Raw genomic sequence first — 21,970 nt, forward strand, 5'->3', positions numbered from 1 at the left:
AAACCCGGGCTAGGACAACAGAAAATATGAAGACTGGCAACCGCCAATAGTAAAAGGAACAATGAAAAACCAGCAGCCAACCGTATTGATCGTTGATGATGAGCAGGTCCACCGATATATGTTGAGTTCCATGTTAAAAGAGTGGGGCTGGCGTTGTGTCGAAGCCGATGATGGCCTCACCGCCGTTGCAGCGGTTGAGAATAACCGGTACGACGCGGTGTTGATGGATATCCGTATGGTGAAGATGGACGGCAAAGAGGCTTTTCGCCGGATCCATGCCGGCTGTCCTGCCTTGCCGGTGATATTCATGACAGCCTACTCTTCAGTGGACGATGCGGTACTGATGATACGGGAGGGTGCCCACGACTACCTTACCAAACCGCTTGATTTTGATAGGTTGCGTCTTGCATTGGAGCGGGCCGTCGATCATCGCCAAGTAGCCGAGAAGCGACAGCTGCCTAAAAACGAGCAGTCGTCGGTTACCACCTCCATTATCGGTGAATCGCCGAAGATGCGCGAGTTGCTTGAGATGATCACCTATGTTGCTCCTACGGAAGCAACTGTATTGATCTCAGGTGAATCCGGGACCGGGAAAGAGCTGGTGGCCGAGGCGCTTCATCGCAACAGCGAACGAAGTGCAGGGCCATTTATCAAGGTGAACTGTGCGGCCTTGGCAGAAAGTCTACTGGAATCCGAGCTGTTTGGCCATGAGAAGGGCGCTTTCACCGGGGCCGATCGCCAGCGGGACGGAAAATTTGTTCAGGCGGACGGCGGCACGTTGTTTCTCGATGAGATCGGGGAGACATCACAGGCCATGCAGGTCAAACTGCTGAGGGTGTTGCAGGAGCATGAGCTGCAGCGGGTTGGTGGAGAGAAGACTATCCAGGTCGATGTCCGCATCCTGGCTGCCACCAACCGAAATCTCGAAGAAGAGGTGAAGGCTGGGAACTTCCGTGAAGATCTTTATTATCGGTTGAATGTGGTTATGCTGCCAGTGCCGCCACTTCGTGAGCGGCAGGGAGATATTCCGCTTCTCGTGCACCATTTCGTCGAAAAATTCGCTGCAAAAAACCGGCGAGTTGTGACTTCCATTATCCCTGAATGTATGGAGCTGCTGACGAGATATCCCTGGCCAGGCAATGTCAGGGAGCTGGAGAACGCCATCGAACGCGGTATTATTCTGATGCGGGGTGATGAACTTACAGATAAAAGCCTGCCGCTTTCGGTGCAGCGATATAAAAAACAAGAGGCGGAAAGTGAGGTTGAGCAACCAGCATCCCTGTTTGACCTGGAAAAAAAGCTGATTCTCGAAACGATGGAACAGACCGAGGGGAATAAAAGTGAGGCGGCCCGTCGACTAGGGATAACCAGGAAAACACTACAGAACAAATTGAACAAATATTTGGAGGCTGACTGAGATGGTTTGGGTAGAACGCATACCTGATCTGTAATTCATAGCTGTGCAACTCTGATATACCCACCTCTTCTACCGTTCTGGTATTCCTTAACTCCGGTGGTCCCGGTTCTCTTCTTCTGTCATCGTGTAATACTTGGTGGTTTCAGGAAAAATTTATTTGCCATAATCTCGCGGCATCAATCTTGACATTGAAAATTGGCTACTTATTGTTCGGACCAGGTTTTTAGGGTGTTCCGGAGTCTGTAGTAGTTTGTCATTTCTATGGCTTCGGTAAAGAAAAGTTACTGGCAAGAAATTGGAGGAATCGGTGAGCAAGGAAATGAAAGACAATGATCTTCAAGACGAGAAAGAACAGCTTGAACCAGAAGTAGAGTCGCCTTCGGAGACAGTTGCAACAGAGCCGGAAGAGCCAGCCCGGGATCTGGAAAAAGAGCTTGCCGCTGCTCAGGATGAGAGTGCCGAACTGCGTGACAAAATGCTGCGTATCGCTGCAGAGTCAGAAAACTTCAAAAAACGGATGGAGCGTGAACGGGCCACGGCAATGAAGTATGCAGGCGAGCAGATATTACGAGAGGTGTTGCCGGTGGTTGACAACCTCGAGCGGGCCATAGCCCACTGTGACGAAGTTCAGAACGGTGATGCGGAGGCCAATTTTCAAGGGCTCCTTGAAGGCGTGCAGCTAACGCTGAAAAGTCTGGTCAATACCCTGGATAAATTTGAGGTAAAGGCCATTGAGTCAGTTGGGCAGCCATTTGACCCCAACCACCAGGAAGCACTCACCATGGAGGCAAGCGATACCATTCCGGCTAACCATGTAACCGGCGAGTTCGAGAAAGGATATTATTATAAGGACCGTTTGCTTCGTGCTGCCAAGGTCATTGTTTCCTCTGGCCCGGCCAAGGAATAAGGGGCTTTAGACAGGCGCAAAAGCTACCTTAACCTCTTGACAAGTCGTGGAACATGACCACCTTAGAAGAGGTTGATGGAAAAGGATTATTTCAGATTAAATATGTCGGTTACTGACCATATTGAGGATTCTCGGAAGGTATTACCAGTCCGATTCAGATTGAGATAAGGAGATAGAAGAAATGGGTAAAATTATTGGTATTGATTTAGGAACCACCAACTCATGTGTGGCAATTATGGAAGGTGGCGAACCGAAGGTGATTGCCAACGCTGAGGGTAACAGAACAACCCCTTCCGTTGTGGCTTTCACTGACAGCGGCGAACGTCTTGTCGGCCAGGTTGCCAAGCGTCAGGCGGTGACCAATCCGGAGCGGACACTTTATGCGATCAAACGCCTTATTGGCCGTAAATTTGTCGATGTCGAGGTAAAACGTTCTTCGGAGATCAGTCCGTTTAAAATTGTTGAAGGTACCAACGGTTCTGTATCTGTGGAAGTACAGAGCAAGGTTTATCGCCCGGCCGAGATTTCAGCAATGGTGTTGGCGAAGATGAAGCAGACCGCTGAAGAGTATCTTGGTGAAGAGGTAACTGATGCGGTTATCACCGTACCGGCATATTTCAATGATTCCCAGCGTCAGGCCACCAAGGATGCCGGTAAAATTGCCGGTCTCAACGTCCAGCGTATCATCAACGAGCCGACCGCTGCATCGCTTGCCTACGGTCTTGATAAGAAAGGCGAAGAAAAAATCGCTGTATTCGATCTCGGCGGCGGAACATTCGACGTGTCCATCCTCGAGATCGGTGACGGTGTTTTCGAGGTTAAATCCACCAATGGTGATACCTTCCTCGGTGGTGAAGACTTCGATATGCGGGTGGTCAACTGGTTGGCTGATGAGTTCAAACGTGAGCAGGGTATCGATCTGCGCACCGACAAGATGGCACTTCAGCGCCTGAAAGAAGAAGCTGAAAAGGCCAAAATGGAGCTCTCCACCACCAAAGAGACCGACATTAACCTGCCGTTTATCACCGCTGACGCTTCAGGTCCCAAGCACCTGAACATGAAACTGAGCCGTGCCAAGTTCGAAAGCCTGGTGGATGATCTGATCGAGCGCACCGTGAAACCATGCATCACCGCGTTAAAAGATGCCGGTCTTTCAGCTTCAGAGGTCGATGAGGTTATTCTGGTCGGTGGTATGACCCGTATGCCCAAAGTTCAGCAGAAGGTTAAAGAGATCTTTGGCAAAGAGCCCAACAGAAGTGTAAACCCGGATGAGGTTGTCGCTATCGGCGCAGCTATCCAGGGTGGCGTTCTCCAAGGTGATGTTAAAGACGTTTTGCTACTTGACGTTACTCCACTTTCTCTTGGTATCGAGACGCTGGGCGGCATTACCACCAAACTGATCGAGAAGAACACCACTGTTCCGACTAAGAAGAGCCAGGTCTTTTCCACCGCTGCTGACAACCAGCCTGCGGTATCCATCCACGTAATCCAGGGTGAGCGCGAGATGGCTCAGGACAACAAGACCATCGGACGCTTTGAACTGAGTGATATTCCACCGGCTCCGCGTGGGGTTCCGCAGATTGAAGTAACCTTTGATCTCGACGCTAACGGTATCCTTCATGTTTCCGCCAAGGATCTTGGTACAGGTAAGGAGCAGTCTATCCGCATCACCGCTTCTTCCGGTCTCACCGAGGCGGAAATTGAGCGAATGACCAAGGATGCCGAGCTGCATGCAGAGGAAGACAAGAAGCGCAAGGAACTGATCGAGACCCGCAACCAGGCCGACGCTATCGTGCATGCTTCTGAAAAGAGCCTCAAAGATCTTGGCGACAAGGTTGATGCTGAAACTCGTGCCAATGTCGAGAAAGAGATCAAGAATGTGAAAGAGGTAATGGGTAAAGACGATGTTGACGCGATCAAGAGCGCCATCGATGCCCTGACAGCAGCCTCCCACAAGCTTGCTGAGCTGATGTATGCCCAGGCCTCCAAGGATAATCCTGACGGACAGGGTGGTGCTGCAGGTGGTGCCTCAAAGAAGAAAGATGATGACGATGTTGTCGACGCCGACTTTGAGGAAGTGAAGTAATTCGCTTCGCTGCACAATATCCTATGTGCGGCAATAACCGGAAGGGAGTGGGGAAAGTGTTTTCCTTACTCCCTTTTTTTTGTTTTTTACGGTATGGTGTCCGGGTTGTCTTACGCCATAATTTCTGTGCCGTTATCCAGGAAATAGCTGGGGTCACCGGCAGTTGAGTCGGGCAACCAGGTCGATTTCCGTGCTCGCCATAGTGGTTTTGTTTACGCATGCGAGTTTATCTTCTTTTACTTTGAACAGTGTCATATTATGAAAGTACTATCAGGTATCCAACCTTCAGGAAAGCTCCATATCGGCAACTATTTCGGGATGATGCAGGAAATGATTTCCCGAATGGAAAGCTCGGAGCTGTATGTCTTTATTGTTGATCTCCATGCGCTTACCTCAGTGCATGATCGCGACAGGCTCGCCACCGGAACACTTGAGGCGGCCGCCGATTTTCTGGCGCTTGGCCTCGATCCGGACAAGTGTATTTTCTGGGTCCAGTCCGATGTGCCCGAGGTGTGCGAGTTGACTTGGGTTCTGTCCACTCTGGCGCCCATGGGGCTCATTGAGCGGTGTCATTCTTACAAGGACAAAGTTGCCAAAGGGATCATGCCGAGTCACGGACTCTTTTCCTATCCAGTGCTGATGGCAGCAGACATACTGCTGTATCAGGCAGATCGGGTGCCGGTGGGAAAAGATCAGAAGCAGCATCTTGAGGTTGCCCGCGATCTGGCCCAGAAATTTAATAACGAGTTTGGAGAGACTTTCACGGTTCCCGAGCCAGCTATCAGTGAGACCACTGCTATCGTCCCGGGGCTTGATGGCCAGAAGATGTCCAAATCCTACGGCAACACCATTCCCATTTTCATGGAAGGCAAGGAGCTGAAAAAGCGGGTTATGGCCATTGAGACTGATGCCACCCCGGTTGAGGACCCAAAAGACCCTGCTAACTGCAACCTCTTTAAGCTCATGAAACTGTTTGCAACGCCTGCGCGCATGGAGGAAATTCACGGTCTCTATGTGAACGGCGGTGCTGCTTATGGGTATCTCAAGCTGGAGTTGCTGGAGCTGATCAACGATAAATTCGCTGATGCCAGAAAGAAGAAAGCGGAGTTCCTGGCTGATCCAGCAGAACTGCGGGCAATTTTGGCCAAGGGTGGTCAGAAGGCTCGGGAAAAAGCGGTTGTCACCCTTGATCTGGTGCGTGATCGGGTTGGTTTGAAATACTGAGTTCATTATTGTTCTGTTATACACTTTGTGAGGAGTTGCAGATATGGGTTATGGAATAGAACGGGACGCGGCACTCGCCTTGGTTCGTGAGCATCTGCAAAACGAAAACCTGGTAAACCATTCACTGGCATCCGAAGCGGTATTGCGAGCAATGGCCAGAAAGCTTGGCCATGATGAGGACAAATGGGGGCTGGCTGGCCTTCTGCATGACCTTGATGCGGAGTCGGAACCTGATCTCGCTACGCATACGACCAAAACGGTGGCAATCCTCACTGAAAAGGGCGTCGATGCGGAGATTATCGAGGCCATTCGCCTTCATAATCTGGAGCCATATCCTGGCGCATCCCGTACTACACCATTGCAGCATTCGCTGGCAGCCGGTGAGACTATCACCGGTTTAGTAACCGCCGCGGCCTTGGTTCGACCGGATCGACAGCTCGGCTCTGTCAAGGTCAAATCGATAACCAAGCGTTATAAAGAACGAGCCTTTGCCCGCGGCGCCAACCGGGAAATCATCGCCGAGTGTGAACTTGTCGGTATCCCATTGACAGATTTCTGTGGGTTAAGTCTTGAGGCGATGCAGGAGATCGCCGGTGAAATAGGGTTGTAGCAATTTGTTGCTTGTATCTGAAGCGGAATGAGTGGAGTTACTCCGCTGTTCCGCTTTTTTGTTATTGTAACAGGCAATGTCTATGATGAGCCTAACCCATTAATACGCATCCCCAAGAAATAGAGGAGCATGTCATGAGTTCCGCATATTCCACATTGGTTGAAAAATTCCGGCAGCTCTCCAGGCTAGATCATGCAATGACCTTTCTGCAATGGGACCAGTTGGTGATGATGCCTCCCGGTGGTAATCAATCTCGGGCCGAGGCAATAGCCGAACTTGCCTCCATGCGCCATGAAATGCTGATTTCCCCGGAAATAGGCGAGCTGCTGCAGCAGGCAGAAAACCAGGTAGTTGAGGCACCTGAAAAACGTAGCCTTGTGGAAATGAAAAGAGAGTGGCAACAAGCGGTGTGTCTGCCGGCAAGTCTTGTTAAGGCACAGTCGCTTGCTGGCTCGACCTGTGAGCATGGATGGCGCAGTCAGCGAAAGGATAATGACTGGTCTGGATTTCTCAATAACTTTAAGGAAGTGGCGCAACTGGCCAGGGAAGAGGCAAAATTACGGCAAGAGGTGGAGCCGGAGAAATTCGCCACCCCGTATGATGCCCTGCTCGATCTCTACTGTACTGGTGATTCAAGCGCTTTTATTCAGGAAGTCTTTACTGGTTTGAAGGCGGAATTGCCAGCGCTGTTAGGGGAGGTGTTGGAACGACAGCACGCTTCGGCCGACCTGACAGGCTCCTATCCTATCGAAGCTCAGAAACATTTGAATGAGAAGCTTATGAGTTGTCTCGGCTTTGATTTCTCAGCCGGCCGGCTTGATGTGAGCATGCACCCCTTTTCCACTGGCGATCGGGGTGACCAACGGATCACCACACGTTTTCGCGATACCGATTTTGCCGACGCTCTTACCAGTACAGCCCACGAAACCGGTCACGCCAGCTATGAAGCAGGGTTGCCACTCGAGTGGGATGACCTGCCGGTGGGCCAGGCTCGGAACATGTGTATCCATGAAAGTCAGAGTCTGCTTTTTGAAAAACAGATATTTCTCTCACGCCCCTTCCTGCGATTCTTTACCCCTGCGATTCATAACCTGCTGCCTGAGTCGAAAAGGTTTGATGCTGATCAGGTATGGCGAGCCTGCATCAAGGTTCAGCCCAGCTTTATCCGGGTCGAGGCAGATGAGCTGACCTATCCTCTTCATGTCATCTTGCGTTTTGAGATCGAAAGAGAACTGATTAACGGTACGATCGAGCCGAAAGATATTCCTGAACTGTGGAACATGAAGATGCAGAAGTATCTCGGTCTCTCCACAGAAGGGAATTACCGGGATGGCTGTCTGCAGGACATTCACTGGACGGATGGCTCGTTTGGCTATTTTCCCTCCTATACTCTGGGGGCTATCAACGGTGCCCAGCTTTTTGCCACCATACGAAAAGAGCGACCGGACTGGCAGGACCTGGTCGTTAAGGGCGACGTCGGTTTTATTCGCGATTGGCTGCGTGAGAAAATCTGGAGCAAGGGCAGCACAATGGACTCTCAGCAGATTATGGCAGCGGCGACTGGTGAGGGAACCCATCCACGCCATTTCCTGGCCCATATTCGGGCCCGATATCTTGAAAACAGCTATTGAGGAGAGATCTGCTGTTCAAAGACTATGAAACTGATCGGGTGCACTGCGCGCTTGTGTGCGCAGTGCACGGTATTCTATAATGCCGGTTGTCAGCGGCACTAGCAGAAAGCACATCACGAAGAACACCACCCCATGCCAGCCGTTACGCTGGAACGCAAATCCCGCACCGGTAATTCCCAGCCAGCCTCCCGCATAATAGAAGAGCACGTAGAGGGCATTGGCCTTGCCGTGACCACCTGCCAGTTTTTTGTTGAGCAACCCCACTGCCACCGCATGGATGGTGAAAAAACCGGCACAGACCCCGAGCAGGCCAAGTACAATGGCTATAACTGACGGGAGGAGCAGGGTGAGGTGGGACAGGCCGAGAATACAGGTGCCGCCGATGAGGGCGGTACCGCCGCCGAAACGGTTGCTCATCTGTCCGGCAATGGGGCCTAGAAAAATACCGAGAACATAGACAAGGTAAATGAGTGTGATCAGTTCTGTCGGAAAATGGAAGGGAGGCCCGGCCAGTCTATAGGGAAGAAAGTTGAATACCGGGGAGAACATCAGAAATGCCCCGCCACCGCAGCAGTAAATGAGCAGCAGGTCTTTTCTCCGGATAAGTGAGGAAAAGGTGGTGGATGTATTAGCGGTGGATTGTTCCCTGACCGCTTTGCGCGGCAATACTATGAGGGCGGCGATGGTTGTCAGAAGAATCAGGGCTGCTGCGGAAAAGAAGGCGTAACGCCAGTGCAGGGGCGGGTGGATCCAGCCACCGAGCAATCGACCGCCAAGGCCGCCCAAAACCGTTGCCGATACATAGGAGCCCATAACCACGCTTAATCGTTCACTGGGAAGGGTTTTGGCCAACCAGGCCGCAAGGCTGGTGGTGAGGGCGGGTAAAAAAAGGCCTTGCATCAGCCGGGCACCGACCAGATGATGAAAATCATGGGTCAATCCGGCGTATATCCCTGCGGCGGCAACCAGGATGCCCCCGGTGAGAATGATAGGCTGAATAGGAAACCGATCGGAGAGAAAACCAAAAAAGAGGTTGGAGAGGACAATCCCGAGAATGACGGCGGAGACTGTTATCGAGACCTGAACCGTACTGACCCCGAACTCCGCCTGCAGTACCGGCAGGATGGGCTGGGTGAGGTAGACATTGGTAAATGAAGCGGATACCAGCGCAAATACGGCAAACTGCAGCTTGACCATCCCTTTGTCCACGTCAGTTGCTCCCTCTTGACTGCTTGGGCAGGATGAACTCAAGTGGCGCGTTGGGGAATCGATGTTGGAGCTGTGCGATATAACCGACATCATCCAGGCAGTCGGGATTGTCTATTTCGGTGCATGGTATTTCCACCACCTTCCAGCTTCCATTTTCCTGGTGCAGCAAGGCTGAAACATCTTCATAGCTGTTTGTCCCATCCGGCGATTGCGGCCGGCTGTCTACCCAGGCCCAGCCATCCTTGACCAGGAAGTTTTTGATCACAAAAACCACGTGTAATCCGTGCAGGTCCAATACTTCTCGGCGTAGTTCATCAAGGATTACTTTTCTGAGGATGCTGCCGGCGGGCGGCGTGAAAGCGGAGCTGTCGTTCGTGTCGTCGGACTGTGCCAAGGTATTGCCATACCCAGTCAAAAGAAATTGCAGTAGTATCAGTAAAAGGATGAAGAAACGTAGTGGCGAAAAATCGGTGGATAACGTAAAGAAGTTCAATTGCTCTTCCTCCAGGGCGTAATTGACTGAATGAGAGTTGACGCCATTACTCAAACATCGGTTTCTTCTCTATTACTTTTTATCAGGGAAAATGAAAAGCCCAATGCCTAACTGGGCGAACGATAGTATATCGTATCAGAAGGATCATAGGGTCGCATCGACAGATGGACAATCATTTGTCATGAATCTTTTGGGAAACGAGGCCGCACATGTGGGATCAGCGCTACAACACGCCGGAATTCGTTTATGGCGAGGAACCGAACAGTTTTTTGGTAGAAAATACGCAGTATTTAATGCCTGGATCTCTGCTTTGTCTGGCTGAAGGAGAGGGGCGGAATGGAGTATTCTTGGCCAGGAAAGGGTTTCAGGTTATTGCTGTTGACTCATCAATGGTTGGTTTGCAAAAGGCCAGGGCCTTGGCAGCTCGCCATAAGGTTGAGTTGCGTACAGTCGTTGCCGATCTTGCCGAATATGTGATTGATCCAGAGAGTGTTGATAATGTTGTCTCGATTTTCTGCCATTTACCACCCGAGGTGAGGAAGAGGATTCACGGGGCTGTGGTGAATGGCCTCAAGCCTGGTGGCGTCTTGATTCTTGAGGCGTATACGCCTGACCAACTCCTGCTGAAAACCGGTGGCCCTCCTGCAAAAGAGATGATGATGACCCTGGGAGAGTTGAGATCCGAACTGGCTGGACTTGACTTTGTTTTTGCACAGGAGATAGAGCGGGAGGTGGTGGAAGGGCGTCTCCACACTGGTGTAGGAGCTGTAGTGCAGGTAATAGCCAAAAAGCCGTAATGTTATGAGGTTCTCGGGCTCATGCGTCTATGATGAGCCTTCGTCTCGTATGTAGTCATTTCCCATAGGCCTGTATGTCACATTTGCAAGCTGTTTCGTTGATGGTTCTGGCAACCCTGATGTGGAGCATTGCCGGAGTTGTTACCCGGCATCTCGACGCTGCCGCATCTTTCGAGGTAACCTTCTGGCGCAGTACGTTTAACGGACTGGCATTGGCAACGACCCTGACAATTCTCCGCGGACCGGCGCTCTGGCGCCAGTTGGTAAAAGCACCCAGTGTGATCTGGGTCTCGGGTGTTTGCTGGAGCATTATGTTTACCGCCTTCATGGTAGCGATGACCCTCACCACAGTGGCAAATGTTCTTATTGTTATGGCTACTGGACCACTGGTGACAGCTCTTATTGCCCGATTTTTTCTTCGGCACACTCTTCCGCCGGCTACCTGGCTGGCTATTGCAGCTGCCGGGTTGGGGATTTTCTGGATGTTTCTGGAAAGAGGTGATGGCTCGCTGTCACTGGTCGGCTCCTTGGTAGCTCTGTCGGTACCTTTTGCCGCGGCTGTGAATTTTACGGTAATGCAGCGGGTCGGTATGGAGCGGGTCAAAGCTTCTGTCGCGGGCGGTGTGCCGGTTCAGGATATGCTACCGGCGGTTCTGGTGGGTGCAGTGCTTTCGTCTCTTGTGACGTTACCATTGTCTTTGCCTTTTCAGGCCAGTGGGCATGATATTGGGTTGCTGGCATTACTGGGCATTTTTCAGCTCGCGGTACCCTGTTTGCTGGTTGTTCGATTGACAAGGGAGCTTCCCGCACCGGAAATTTCTCTGCTGTCCCTTCTTGAAGTGATCTTCGGCGTAGCCTGGGCCTGGTTATGGGCCGGTGAACAGTTGTCGGTGCATACATTACAGGGAGGACTGCTGGTGATTGCGGCCCTTGTTGCCAATGAGATGGCTCGGATCGCGAGACAGCGCAGAGCACTGCAAAATCTTGAGGTTATGTTGTAGAAAGGAAATACGCTGGTGGGTGTCTCTTGTGGATCGTGGAAAAAGCGCGGGCCGGATCACAAGTGACACGGCCCGCTTTGGGAAAGATTATCTATTCCGCCATCTTTCAAGGGTCAGCGAGTTGAAAATGAGTTCGCCCCCCAGGAAGGCAGCCAGGAAGAAACTGACAGAACCGGTAACCATCATGTATTCGTGGAGAGTAGGGCTGTAGGAGTAGAGCGATGGATAACCGAAGAGATCGTACTGATGAAAATGGGGGATCAGCTGGCCCACAATTATCAGATCATAAAAGGTGACCGCTATACCGATCAGGATGCTAAGGCAGGCAAGAGCATACAATCCTGTTCGTTTTCCGCCGTTACTGGCAAGCAGCAGAATCAAGGGCAGGACAATTGCCAATCCAATCTCACCAAGCCAGAAATTCACGGCAAATTCGCCACGCACCAGAAGTTGCATCGCCTCGGGGTTATCGGTGAATTTGGTGGAGAAGCCGCCAAGGGCTTTCATTGCCGCGAAACACAAGACACCAACCAGCAGAGCCATGGTCAGTTTGAACAGTGCGGACATCGCGTCCTGTGCTGCTGTATCGACCTTGCTGTTCTGCAGCCAGCTACTTAGCCAGGTCAGCAGAATGATCATGCAGGATGCGGAGAGGGTGGACACGGTCAGGAAAAAAAGCGGCATGTAGTTCTCAGCCCAGAATCCGCGAGAACCGAGCAGGGCCATATCTGAATTCATATTGAGATTGCCACAAGTGATGGCCACCAGGGCACCAAGAGCAAACCCCCAGGCGGTTTTTCCACGACCCATCAGAAGGAACATGAAGTTGAAAGCCATAAGCAGCAGAAATAGCGTATAGATGGAACTCTTCCACCAGATATTGGACAGGGGATTGGGACTCAGAAAACCGAATATTGCCATGTTCCACGGATTTTCAATCTCGAGACCGATAGACATCAGTCCGGCTGCCATTGCAATTATGGCGAGAAAGACAGTGCGGTTGACAAGTGGGGCCAGCGTTTTGATGCCAAAAACCTGGCCGAGTGATGAAATAATACAGATACCTGTGGAGAGACAGGCGAAAAATACGTAGGGGGTGATGAGAATTCCCCAGGGAACTTCCCGGGAGGTGCCGAAGACGTGGTCGTGTCCGACAAAAAGGGCGTGGATAGCAAAAGCAACACCGACACCGACCAAGAGCGCGAACAGCACCAGTGGAGGTAGAAGGTTTTTGCCCGGCACATTCTGATCCTGAACGTTACTGAAAAATATCATACGGTTTCCTATTGTTTGCTCGTTTTTTCAGTTGTTCTGCCACTCTAGGAGCAGCAGGCTATGAAACACAGTCCCCTCAGCTGGATAGGACGCCTTTGAACACGTTGATTACATGTGGCCTCAAATAAACATCAGCGTCCTTAAATGTAAGGGTATCATATTGTTTGGCTTTGCAGAAGTACGACAGGGTAATAATACTGTGATGTGGAACCAAAATCAATGAAGCAGGTGAAGGAACGCTTTAATTGTCAGATTTTTCTGTCGACACATTCAGAGAATTATTCAGTGAATACGCGGGAGCAAGCTATAAAAGAAAAAGGACCTGCAACGTACAATGCAGGTCCTTTTGAGGTTCAATTGTGGATCTGAATCCCTTTAGGGTAATTCTTTTTTAGAAGTCAACCAGCTCCACATCGAAGACCATGTAGGCATTGGGTGGGATCGGCCCACGGCCGGAGGGGCCGTAGCCAAGATCCGGCGGAATGATCAATACCCGCTTCTCGCCTTTCTTCATACTAAGAAACGCCTCATCCCAGCCTTTGATGACCCGTCCCTGGCCAACTGGAAAATCGATCGGCTGGCCTCGGTCATAAGAGGAGTCGAATTTGGAGCCGTCCAGCAGCTTGCCGGTGTAGTGGGCCTTGACCATGGTGCCGGCAGAAGGGGTGGCGTCGCCTGTGCCTTCGCTGACTACTACATATTTCAGTCCGCTCGGGGTGGTGACAGCGTTAGGCCAGTTCTTTTTGATCTGGTTCAGTTCGGCTTCCTGGGCTGCTTTGGCCTTTTCGTTTTGAAGTTTTTCAAAATTCGCGAGCATACCATCAAATGCGGCCTGGTCACTTTTGAAAGCTTCGGCTTTTTTGCCGACGCGGACGATTTCAATATGGTTGATCTTGTCGCCTTGTTTAATAGAGTTCACAACATCCATACCCGAAACGACATGGCCGAAAACGGTATGTTTGCCGTCGAGCCATGGGGTTGGGACATGGGTGATGAAAAACTGGCTGCCGTTGGTGCCGGGGCCAGCATTTGCCATTGAAAGAACACCGGGAGAATTGTGCTTTAAGCTCGGATCAATCTCGTCCGGAAAGGTGTAGCCGGGACCGCCGGTGCCTGTGCCGAGCGGGCAGCCGCCCTGGATCATGAAATCATCGATCACTCGATGGAAGGTGAGGCCGTCGTAGAAATTTTCACCCTTCATTTTGGCGCCGCCACCGAGCTCTTTAGTGCCCTCTGCCAGGCCGACAAAGTTAGCGACAGTGAGAGGGGTTTTCTCAAATTCGAGGGCACAGACAATTTCGCCCTTGCTGGTGTCAAATTTGGCGTACAGGCCATCTTGAAGTTGTTCGCTTGCCATTACTGGTTCTCCGGTAAAAGTTGATAATAACAGTGTGAGTACAAAGAAAACAGACACGTTACGCATGGTTGCTCCGTTTGGGAAGAGATAATCTTGTATAGAAACAGGATCAATACAATCAAAGCCTCGACAATATACATGAAAACAACAGACTGCAAGGTGTAAAGGTAGCCCGGGTTTTTCGAGAATCCCACATGAAATTTATTCAGGGATGTTGCCCCGGAGGTTGTGAGGGTGTGAGGTCAATCGTGAAATCAAGGTGATGAGTGGAGCTTGCCTGCTTCCTTTCTACCTGGATATTGACTGTCTTTGCACCTGCCATATCCAGCATGGCTATACGTACGTCAACCATGTCCGAAACAGGAAATCCGGCGATGTTTCGAAGTACATCGCCTTTTTTGAGACCGGCCTCAGGTGCTTTACTTGTAGGGCTGAAGTCGGTAATTTCCACATAGGGTTGATCGTTCTTGACGTGTTCTTCCAGCATCACTCCCATTTTTGGCAGTTCTTCCAGCTTAATGGAAGACGAGAAAAAGAAATAATCGGCGATGTCAGCAATATCGGTTGTTGGCTGGTCTGCTGCGACATTCAACACTACTCCCTGGTCAATTTTCATTCGCCGTGCTACCCGCGGTGGAATGCCGGAATCCTTTCTGGTATGACCGTTTCCGGCCAAAACCACCATTTTGCGGTCGGAATGTTGGCGGAGATATTTGACAATGTTTTCAGCCATGGTCTCGTCCCATATGGCCTGTGCCTGAATAAAACCGCTGACTATGCCGCTGCCATGTCCGCCCTGTTCATGCATGGAGTGCACTGCCAGGAGCCGGTCACTGTAGCCGGGTAGGTCAAGATCGCGCTCAGGCGGTAAGCTTTTTCGATCTGCGGCTGAGAGCTCGTCTGTTCCGCCAGTGCGATAGACGGTGGAGACGATATCCCTCTCTAAATTGAGGCCAATAACCGGGATCTTTTTCGTCTTGGCCAATGAAAAAATTTCCCGGAAGTAACGATAGTCATATTGCCACACCTCAAAATAGCGCGACGCTTTCAGAAAATCCTTTTCTGTCATGAACCCTTTGCCCAATACATATTCGTCTAAGGCCTGCTGGCTGGTGGCGGGGAACATTTCCATCCCGATAGCCAGAGAAGGAATACGGGCTGAAAGGACCTCGATTAAACGCAGCTGCAGAAGGTGATCGCTGACTGATGTATGGTTTTCACCGATATATATAACATCCTTTTCGGCAAGCTCGCGGACAATTTTCTCAAATGAGCCAAGCTGGCTGGTGGCCCCTCCGAAAATTGGTTCTTCCAATACGATGTGAACACCATTTTTGCTCTCTGGAATCCGTTTTTCTGTCAATCTGCCCTGGGAAAAGTGAAGAAATCCATATTTGCCGTAATGGGAGAGGCGGTTGGCCACGGCTGCAGTCTCTGCTGTCGAACTGCTGGAGACAAGAATCGCCACATGTTGGGAAGTAAGAGGATTACGGCGAACATCGAGGGTGAAACCTTTTTTGGGATGGCTGGGGCTTGCAAAAAGGGTCCGGACTGACTGCTGATTGAGGCCAAGGAGGAGGAGATCGGCGTCCCGCAAATCACTATTTTTGACTTCATCATCGTACTTTACTTGCAGGTTGTTATTTCTCAGTATTTCAAGTAGGGGGTGGAAGATGGGTTCATCCTGTCTGGAGGCAAGAATTGCCAGCCGCCTCTCAGATCCAAGAAAATCCGACCATATTGCGGGGCGTTCGGGCGGGTCAAGACGACGAAGCAGGGCTGAATCGGGGTCAAGGGTAAATGCGAGAGGGCGTTCGGGTAGTTGGAGCTCAACTTCTGTCCGCTCTTTATCGGAAGTGACGGTAAAGGGATAGGTGCTGTTTGGGGTGGAGACGACCACCGGAATGGACAGTGAATACGGCTTTTCGGTTTCTTGTACCAGGGTAAAGGTGAGCAGGTTTCCCGTAGGGCGCGTTAATACCTCTATCTGTTCCGCATGAAATGCGGGGATGTCGGTCCGTTGTAACCGCTCTGTAAAAAATTGGGAAAGATCAACACCGTGTGATCTTTCGGCAAAAGCAAGCCTGAGGTCATTCCAGGTGGCGGAGCCGTGCTGGTGTTGGGCATAAAAGGCGCGAAGGCCGTTCATGAAATGAGCATGACCGAGCCGTTCATGGAGTTCATGAAAGAGCATCATGCCCCGGGAATAGCCGACGGCCCGTCTGGCCAAAGCTTCAGGCTGGGAGTGGCCGGCATCGATAAAATCGGAGAGAGGAATGACATTTGTCTCATGCACATAGCTCAGATAATTGAGGATCGCCTCTTTTCGGTAGGCTGCTCCTTCCCCCTCATCGGTACGAAAGGCATGATCGGCAAGATACGAGGTGAGTCCTTCGCACCAGTTCCCCTGGCTGGGATCGACGTCGACACTGTTGCCGAACCAGGAGTGGATGATTTCGTGGCCTAGCGAGGTATCCTTGATAAAGGGCAGCCGCAGTACTGCCTGGCCCAGAAGGGTAAAGGTGGGCATACCAAGGCCCGTAGGGTTGCGATTGGCGACGACAGCATAATAGCCGTAGGGGTAAGGGCCAATTTCCTTTTCATAACGAATGATATAGCCCCTGGCCTTTTTGAGATAGTCGTTGGCCAGCGCTCGATCTTCCGGGAAAAAGAGGGTGTGGACTCGCAGGTTGTTCCGGACGGTAATCTGAGCAGTATCATATCGGGCTGCGGCGAAGTGGATGGAAGAAAGCGGTTGATGCAGTGCCGCGGTGACGATGTTTCCTTTGCGCGCCAGCGGAAATGTCTCTGATTCACTGATGGCGGTAAAACCCTCAGGCAAACTGGCAGAAAGCTGATAATGCATTTTTCTTTTCGGTTTGGGATACCAGCCAGACAGCAGGGTGATAGCGTCGGAGGTTATCAGGTTCTGGTCGTTGGCACCAGCCTGATACGTGTAAGAAACAAAAAGCTCCTGCGGTTTTGGGTTGGCGTCAACAATGATCGTGGTGCCGGAAGTGAATGTACCTTCCATAGCGGTGGTGTCTTGCCTTTTCAGCAGGATGCCTGTTATCGTAAGCCCGCTGCTGTCAAGGGCCAGTGTCTCACCGGCTTTAACCTCGATTCGACTGGTGCCGGTCAGAAGGCCCCGTTCGCAGTCAAAGGAAACAGCCAGCTGGTAATCCGCTTGCCATTCAAGTTGGGCAGGAGTTGCAGCTTGCGTCTCAACAATGAAGAGCAGGGTAAGCAGGAAAAAGGGTATTGTTATCAGTTTCATGGTAGTTGGAAAGAAAGGCAGGACGATGAATCGTTATGTGGTCAATTCAACAGTAACCGTTTGCAATAAAAAAATATTGAAAATGAGGAAGCAGAATATCGGAGATAGTCCGGTAATTGCCGTTTTCTCAAGAGTAAAATCTCAAATACAATTCGTAACAAAGTAATGACAGAGACCTCTTCACGCCAGGAAAAAACTCCTGCGACTATCTCACGGCCCCGAATAAAACTTGTGGCGCTGAATGCCAGGTACACCCACTCCTGTCTTGCGCTATTTTATATCCGAAATGAATTGGCCGTCCATCTACCCGAAATGGAGGTGGAGATACTTCAGCTCACCATCAATGATAATAGTTATGAAAGTCTGTTGCGGATAACGGCTGATGAACCTTTCGGGGTCTTTTTTTCCGCTGCAATCTGGAACAGTAACAAGATAGCGGAACTGGCAGCAGATGTACGGGCATGTCTGCCGGATTGCCGGATTGTGGTAGGCGGACCGGAAGCCGGGGTGCTACGTGATAAGCTGCCGTTGAAATGTTGTTCAATGGTGATTGGCGATATCGAGGCCGTCGACTCTCAATTCTATCGGGATCTGATCTCAGGGCAACTGCAGGATACATATCAGGGGCGTTTTCTGAAATTGCAGGACAAAGTTTTGGGCTACCCTTTCCGTGATGAAGACTTTGCCGGCCCGCTCAAAAACCGTCACATCTATTATGAGAGTTCTCGCGGCTGTCCCTACAGCTGTACCTACTGCCTGTCAGCTACTGAACGGGGGCTGTATCATAAAGATATAGAGCAGGTTCAAGCCGAACTGGAACATATCCTGAGTTATAATCCCAGGGTGGTCCGGTTTGTCGACAGGACCTTTAACGATCTGCCGGAACGGGCACTGGCTATCTGGAAATTTCTTTTATCGTGCGACTGCGACACTCTCTTTCATTTTGAAATCGCTCCCGACCGCTTCACTCAAGAGATGTTTGAATTTCTGGAAACGGTCGGGCCGAACCGTTTCCAGTTCGAGATCGGCATTCAGTCAACCAACCCAGGGACACTTGAGGCGATAAACCGACGCATGGATATTGGTAGGGTGGGACCAATCATCGAAAAGATAGAGTCGCTTGAAACCATCCACCTCCATGTTGATCTCATTCTCGGCCTGCCTTATGAGACCAGGGAGAGCTTCGCTGACTCTTTTCGGGCGGTGTTTGCTATGGGTGCCCATTATATTCAGATGGGATTATTGAAAATACTTCCAGATACCCCGATTTGCCATGGGGCGAATGAGTACGGGTATGTGCATAGCGTACACCCTCCGTATCCGGTTTTTGCCAACAATTGGCTGAACTGTTCGCAGATGAGTGTGCTCTACTGGTTCTGTGAATGCGTTGAAAAATTTCATAACAACCGTTATTTCGTCTCGCTGTGGCGTTATCTGCGACACCAGGGGGGCGATATTTTTTCCTTTTTCCAACTGCTGCTGCAGGAAGGAGGGAAGGTCGGACTTCTTCAGCGTGCGGCCACACAGGAGTTGCTATGTGAGATCCTGGTCAAGGTTGCTTCGGAGCGATCGGACTGTTCTCGTATATGCGAACTGCTACGCTACGATTGGTTGAGATGCGGTTTTCGTAAGCTGCCCTCCTGTCTGGAACACGTTGCCGGGGAGGAGTCAATGGAGATGTCGCGAGATATCCTGTATCAGTCGCTGCCTGAGGAGCTCACCGATATGTATACCACCCAAAGCCGAAACCAGTTCTTCAAGCGTTCTGTCTTTCTCAAATTGTCAGGAGAGGTTACCACATTTCTTGGTTTGCCTGGCAGTGGTAACGCTGCTGTCCGCGTTGCTGTTGTTCAGGAGCGGGAGAAAACCATCCATGCCCACAACAGGGTTTTCGTTGTTGGCGAAGTCGGAAATGGACAAACAGATTGATTTGATTCGGAAACGACATATACTACCAACCGTTTAGCGGAGAATTATCTCATTTTTGCATCTGTTTTTTACGAGCAGTTTACCCATTTATCACCACCAGTCGAGGATTGTGATGACTACGTATCGAATACGTAAAATTAATGCTATTGCTGCCGAGGGGTTGCAGTTCTTTTCCGATGAATTTGCTGTGTCCGACATTGATCCGGATCCCCATGGCATATTGGTGCGCAGTTCACCGGTGAACGTGGACGATTATCCTTCATTGCAGGCTGTGGCTCGGGCAGGCGCAGGGGTGAACAACATCAATGTGGGTCGGGCAACGGAAAAGGGTATCTGTGTTTTCAATACCCCAGGTGCCAACGCCAATGCGGTGGTGGATCTTGTTTTCCCAATGATTGGGGTGTGGAAACGTAATATCTATAAGGGGATCCGCTTCTGTGAATCGCTGGCAGAGTTGGCAGCTGATGAAGTTGGGCCTGTGGTGGAAAAACGTAAATCGGCCTTTAAGGGTGAGGAAATTGCCGGCAAAACTCTGGGGGTGGTTGGCCTGGGGCAGATTGGGATGAGGTTGGCAAACGGCGGTATTCAGAGGCACATGAAGGTGAAAGGCTATGATCCTTCTCCGGCGATTGATAATATTCATCAGCTGTCGCCGGAGGTGAAAATCTGCCGCTCGTTGAAAGATTGTGTGGGGGATGCCGACATCGTCTCGATCCATCTCCCCTTAAACGACAAGACCAGAAACTTGGTGAATGGTGAATTTCTTGCGAAGTTCAAGCGCGGGGCAATGCTGGTCAATTATTCACGTGAACAGATTGTGGATGAACAGGCGGTGATCGAGGCCTTGGACAATGGATGGCTGGAGGCGTATCTCACTGATTTTCCCACATCGCAGAATGTGGGCCATGAGAAGGTGTTGACCACTCCCCATCTTGGTGCTTCCACCAGCGAATCCGAAGAAAATTGCGCCTGCATGGCGGTCCGAGAACTTGCGGCCTACCTTAAATATGGCAACGTAGTGCACAGCGTCAACTTTCCCAATATTGAATCGACACCGACCGATGCGGTGCATTCGCGCCTTATCGTTATTAACCGTGATGTTCCTGGAATGATCGCCTTCATCTCCAACGTTTTTGGCAATAAACATCTCAATATTGCCAGCTACTTGAATAGATCAAATGGAACAGTAGGGTACAATATCATTGATGTGGAGACAGAGATACCGGAAGATATTGTTAGTGAAATAGAAAAAAATCAAGATGTTACCAGAACAAGAATAATACGGTTTCGCTGAGATTTGGCCGATGTAGGGGTCGGGTATAAAAAACATTACGCTCAGGGGCGCGATTTTGGGTATTGATTGAGAAATTTTACTGAAAAGGGTGTATTTGTACAAAAAATTGTATATTTTTCGTGAGCTGGAACCTCTTTCGATTACCGGATTATCTGCTAACATATAAAGAAAACAGGCATTGGGCTGAATCAGATACAAATGGCACAGGAGATGCAATAAGTATTATGCTTTTATCTCTTCTCTCCTTTCTCCTGAGAAAAACCGACCCGGCTCCCCCGCCCGGTCGGTTTTTCTTATTTCAGGCTTTTTTTCGCAATTCACCGTAGATTTGACTCTTTTCTGGTAGTGTAATTGTTTTACCTGTCAAGTCAGATTGGCTTTTTCGTGAATGATGCAACCTTTGGATGAGATTGTACACATCCAATTGTTTTTGCAGATATATTATCAGATTGTATGACTTCAAAAATACAACAAACAGTTTTGTTAACAAGATGTGTGGGCTACGAGTCGTTATTGCTTGAAGAGCGTCTGCAGGCGGTGATGTCTTGTCTCGATCTGCCGGATACGTTTCATGGTCGGACCATTTTATTAAAACCCAATCTGATCAGTAGTCGAGGGCCGGCAATAGCCTGTACAAGCCCACTTTTTCTCGCAGCAGTTGCGCGCTGGTTCTATGAGCAGGGTGCAAGGATTTTGATTGGAGATTCGCCGGCGTTCGGTACCACCGAATCGGTGATGGAGAAACACGGTATGACCGCAGCTCTTAATGGCCTGCCGTTTCGCCAGATTCACTTCAAGAGCCCCGTGCGTCGAACTGTTGCTGGTGGCGTGACGATTGAAATCGCTGCCGAAGCACTGGAATGCGATCTGTTGGTGAATCTTCCTCGACTAAAGGCTCATAACCAGATGTATATCACCTGCGCGGTGAAGAATTTTTTCGGTATCGTCGTTGGCATGCGTAAGGCGATGCTCCATATGCGTCATGGCAAATCACACCGAGAGTTTGCCGACATATTGCTGGCACTCCCAGATCTCGTGACACCCCATCTTTCGCTGGTGGATGGAATCGAAGTCATGCATCGTTCCGGGCCATTAGACGGTGAGAAACTTATGCTTGGCTGTATTGGTGGCGCTCAATGTCCAGTGGCGCTTGATACCGCGATGCTCGAACTTCTTGGTGTGCCGAAATCTCACAGTCCCCTTTGGCAGGCGGCATACGGTCAGCAACACAAAGGCGCCCAGTCGGAAAAACTACTCTATCCGCTGGATGTCCCCAGTCAGTTTCACGGCTCAGGTTTCCTTTTGCCGCAAGGCTTGAACCCCGTTCGTTTCAGTCTATTACGGCTATTGTTGGGTGGTATGCGAAGATTGAAGCTTGCCTTTCGGCCCTGAATATGATGGAATGGCGGATTTTGTCAAACTCACTATAAAGTACAATTGTAATGAATCATATATTGTAAGTA

Annotated in this window: 16 protein-coding genes; 11 read left to right on the forward strand and 5 right to left on the reverse strand. The window is 50.5% G+C overall.

Going from position 1 to position 21,970, the window contains the following annotated elements; all coding sequences use genetic code 11:
* The first annotated feature begins 61 nt into the window (after window positions 1-61).
* From BUF15_RS12200 to BUF15_RS12225, 6 genes are all read left to right on the forward strand, one after another.
* Complete coding sequence (locus BUF15_RS12200) at window positions 62-1,417, forward strand: sigma-54-dependent transcriptional regulator (RefSeq protein ID WP_073613771.1); 1,356 nt, start codon at window positions 62-64, stop codon at window positions 1,415-1,417.
* 307 nt (window positions 1,418-1,724) lie between these two features.
* Complete coding sequence (locus tag BUF15_RS12205) at window positions 1,725-2,324, forward strand: nucleotide exchange factor GrpE (protein ID WP_084553943.1); 600 nt, start codon at window positions 1,725-1,727, stop codon at window positions 2,322-2,324.
* A 181-nt stretch (window positions 2,325-2,505) separates the two neighbouring features.
* Complete coding sequence (dnaK, locus tag BUF15_RS12210) at window positions 2,506-4,410, forward strand: molecular chaperone DnaK (protein WP_073613773.1); 1,905 nt, start codon at window positions 2,506-2,508, stop codon at window positions 4,408-4,410.
* 258 nt (window positions 4,411-4,668) lie between these two features.
* Entirely contained in the window at window positions 4,669-5,634 is a 966-nt protein-coding gene (gene trpS / locus BUF15_RS12215) for a tryptophan--tRNA ligase (protein WP_073613774.1), read from the forward strand.
* A gap of 43 nt (window positions 5,635-5,677) precedes the next feature.
* Window positions 5,678-6,244 carry an HDIG domain-containing metalloprotein gene (locus tag BUF15_RS12220; protein WP_073613775.1) on the forward strand — a complete coding sequence of 189 codons (567 nt, stop codon included), beginning with the start codon at window positions 5,678-5,680 and terminating at the stop codon, window positions 6,242-6,244.
* A gap of 134 nt (window positions 6,245-6,378) precedes the next feature.
* Window positions 6,379-7,875 (forward strand): carboxypeptidase M32, encoded by a 1,497-nt coding sequence (locus tag BUF15_RS12225; RefSeq protein WP_073613776.1) that lies wholly within the window; start codon window positions 6,379-6,381, stop codon window positions 7,873-7,875.
* A gap of 15 nt (window positions 7,876-7,890) precedes the next feature.
* On the opposite strand, the gene BUF15_RS12230 is transcribed toward BUF15_RS12225, so the two are convergent.
* Both BUF15_RS12230 and BUF15_RS12235 read right to left on the reverse strand, forming a co-directional pair.
* On the reverse strand, window positions 7,891-9,084 hold the full coding sequence (locus BUF15_RS12230; protein ID WP_234981165.1) for an MFS transporter: 1,194 nt from the start codon (window positions 9,082-9,084) through the stop codon (window positions 7,891-7,893).
* A 1-nt stretch (window position 9,085) separates the two neighbouring features.
* Window positions 9,086-9,631 carry a hypothetical protein gene (locus BUF15_RS12235; RefSeq protein WP_200802376.1) on the reverse strand — a complete coding sequence of 182 codons (546 nt, stop codon included), beginning with the start codon at window positions 9,629-9,631 and terminating at the stop codon, window positions 9,086-9,088.
* Window positions 9,632-9,786: 155 nt separating this feature from the next.
* Here BUF15_RS12235 and BUF15_RS12240 point away from each other — a divergent pair, with 155 nt between their 5' ends.
* Together BUF15_RS12240 and BUF15_RS12245 are read left to right on the forward strand one after the other, a co-directional pair.
* Window positions 9,787-10,374, forward strand: coding sequence for a class I SAM-dependent methyltransferase (locus BUF15_RS12240; RefSeq protein WP_073613777.1), 588 nt, complete (start codon window positions 9,787-9,789; stop codon window positions 10,372-10,374).
* A gap of 74 nt (window positions 10,375-10,448) precedes the next feature.
* Window positions 10,449-11,375 carry a DMT family transporter gene (locus BUF15_RS12245; protein WP_073613778.1) on the forward strand — a complete coding sequence of 309 codons (927 nt, stop codon included), beginning with the start codon at window positions 10,449-10,451 and terminating at the stop codon, window positions 11,373-11,375.
* 87 nt (window positions 11,376-11,462) lie between these two features.
* Here the strand turns inward: BUF15_RS12245 and nrfD are convergent, their stop codons facing one another.
* The 3 genes from nrfD to BUF15_RS12260 form a co-directional block, all read right to left on the reverse strand.
* Window positions 11,463-12,650 (reverse strand): NrfD/PsrC family molybdoenzyme membrane anchor subunit, encoded by a 1,188-nt coding sequence (gene nrfD, locus BUF15_RS12250; RefSeq protein WP_073613779.1) that lies wholly within the window; start codon window positions 12,648-12,650, stop codon window positions 11,463-11,465.
* A 391-nt stretch (window positions 12,651-13,041) separates the two neighbouring features.
* Window positions 13,042-14,007: a peptidylprolyl isomerase gene (locus BUF15_RS12255; RefSeq protein WP_234981166.1), complete on the reverse strand. Its 966-nt coding sequence runs from the start codon at window positions 14,005-14,007 to the stop codon at window positions 13,042-13,044.
* Window positions 14,008-14,212: 205 nt separating this feature from the next.
* Window positions 14,213-17,284 (reverse strand): ChaN family lipoprotein, encoded by a 3,072-nt coding sequence (locus BUF15_RS12260; protein ID WP_073613781.1) that lies wholly within the window; start codon window positions 17,282-17,284, stop codon window positions 14,213-14,215.
* A gap of 165 nt (window positions 17,285-17,449) precedes the next feature.
* On the opposite strand from BUF15_RS12260, the gene BUF15_RS12265 reads away from it, so the two are divergent.
* The 3 genes from BUF15_RS12265 (at window position 17,450) to BUF15_RS12275 (ending at window position 21,899) form a co-directional block, all read left to right on the forward strand.
* On the forward strand, window positions 17,450-19,213 hold the full coding sequence (locus tag BUF15_RS12265; RefSeq protein WP_073613782.1) for a B12-binding domain-containing radical SAM protein: 1,764 nt from the start codon (window positions 17,450-17,452) through the stop codon (window positions 19,211-19,213).
* 112 nt (window positions 19,214-19,325) lie between these two features.
* Window positions 19,326-20,507, forward strand: a complete 1,182-nt coding sequence (locus tag BUF15_RS12270; protein WP_073613783.1) for a phosphoglycerate dehydrogenase — start codon at window positions 19,326-19,328, stop codon at window positions 20,505-20,507.
* A 453-nt stretch (window positions 20,508-20,960) separates the two neighbouring features.
* Complete coding sequence (locus BUF15_RS12275) at window positions 20,961-21,899, forward strand: DUF362 domain-containing protein (protein WP_073613784.1); 939 nt, start codon at window positions 20,961-20,963, stop codon at window positions 21,897-21,899.
* Window positions 21,900-21,970 lie beyond the last annotated feature (71 nt).

Source organism: Desulfopila aestuarii DSM 18488 (assembly GCF_900143695.1).
GTDB classification, from domain to species: Bacteria; Desulfobacterota; Desulfobulbia; order Desulfobulbales; family Desulfocapsaceae; genus Desulfopila; species Desulfopila aestuarii.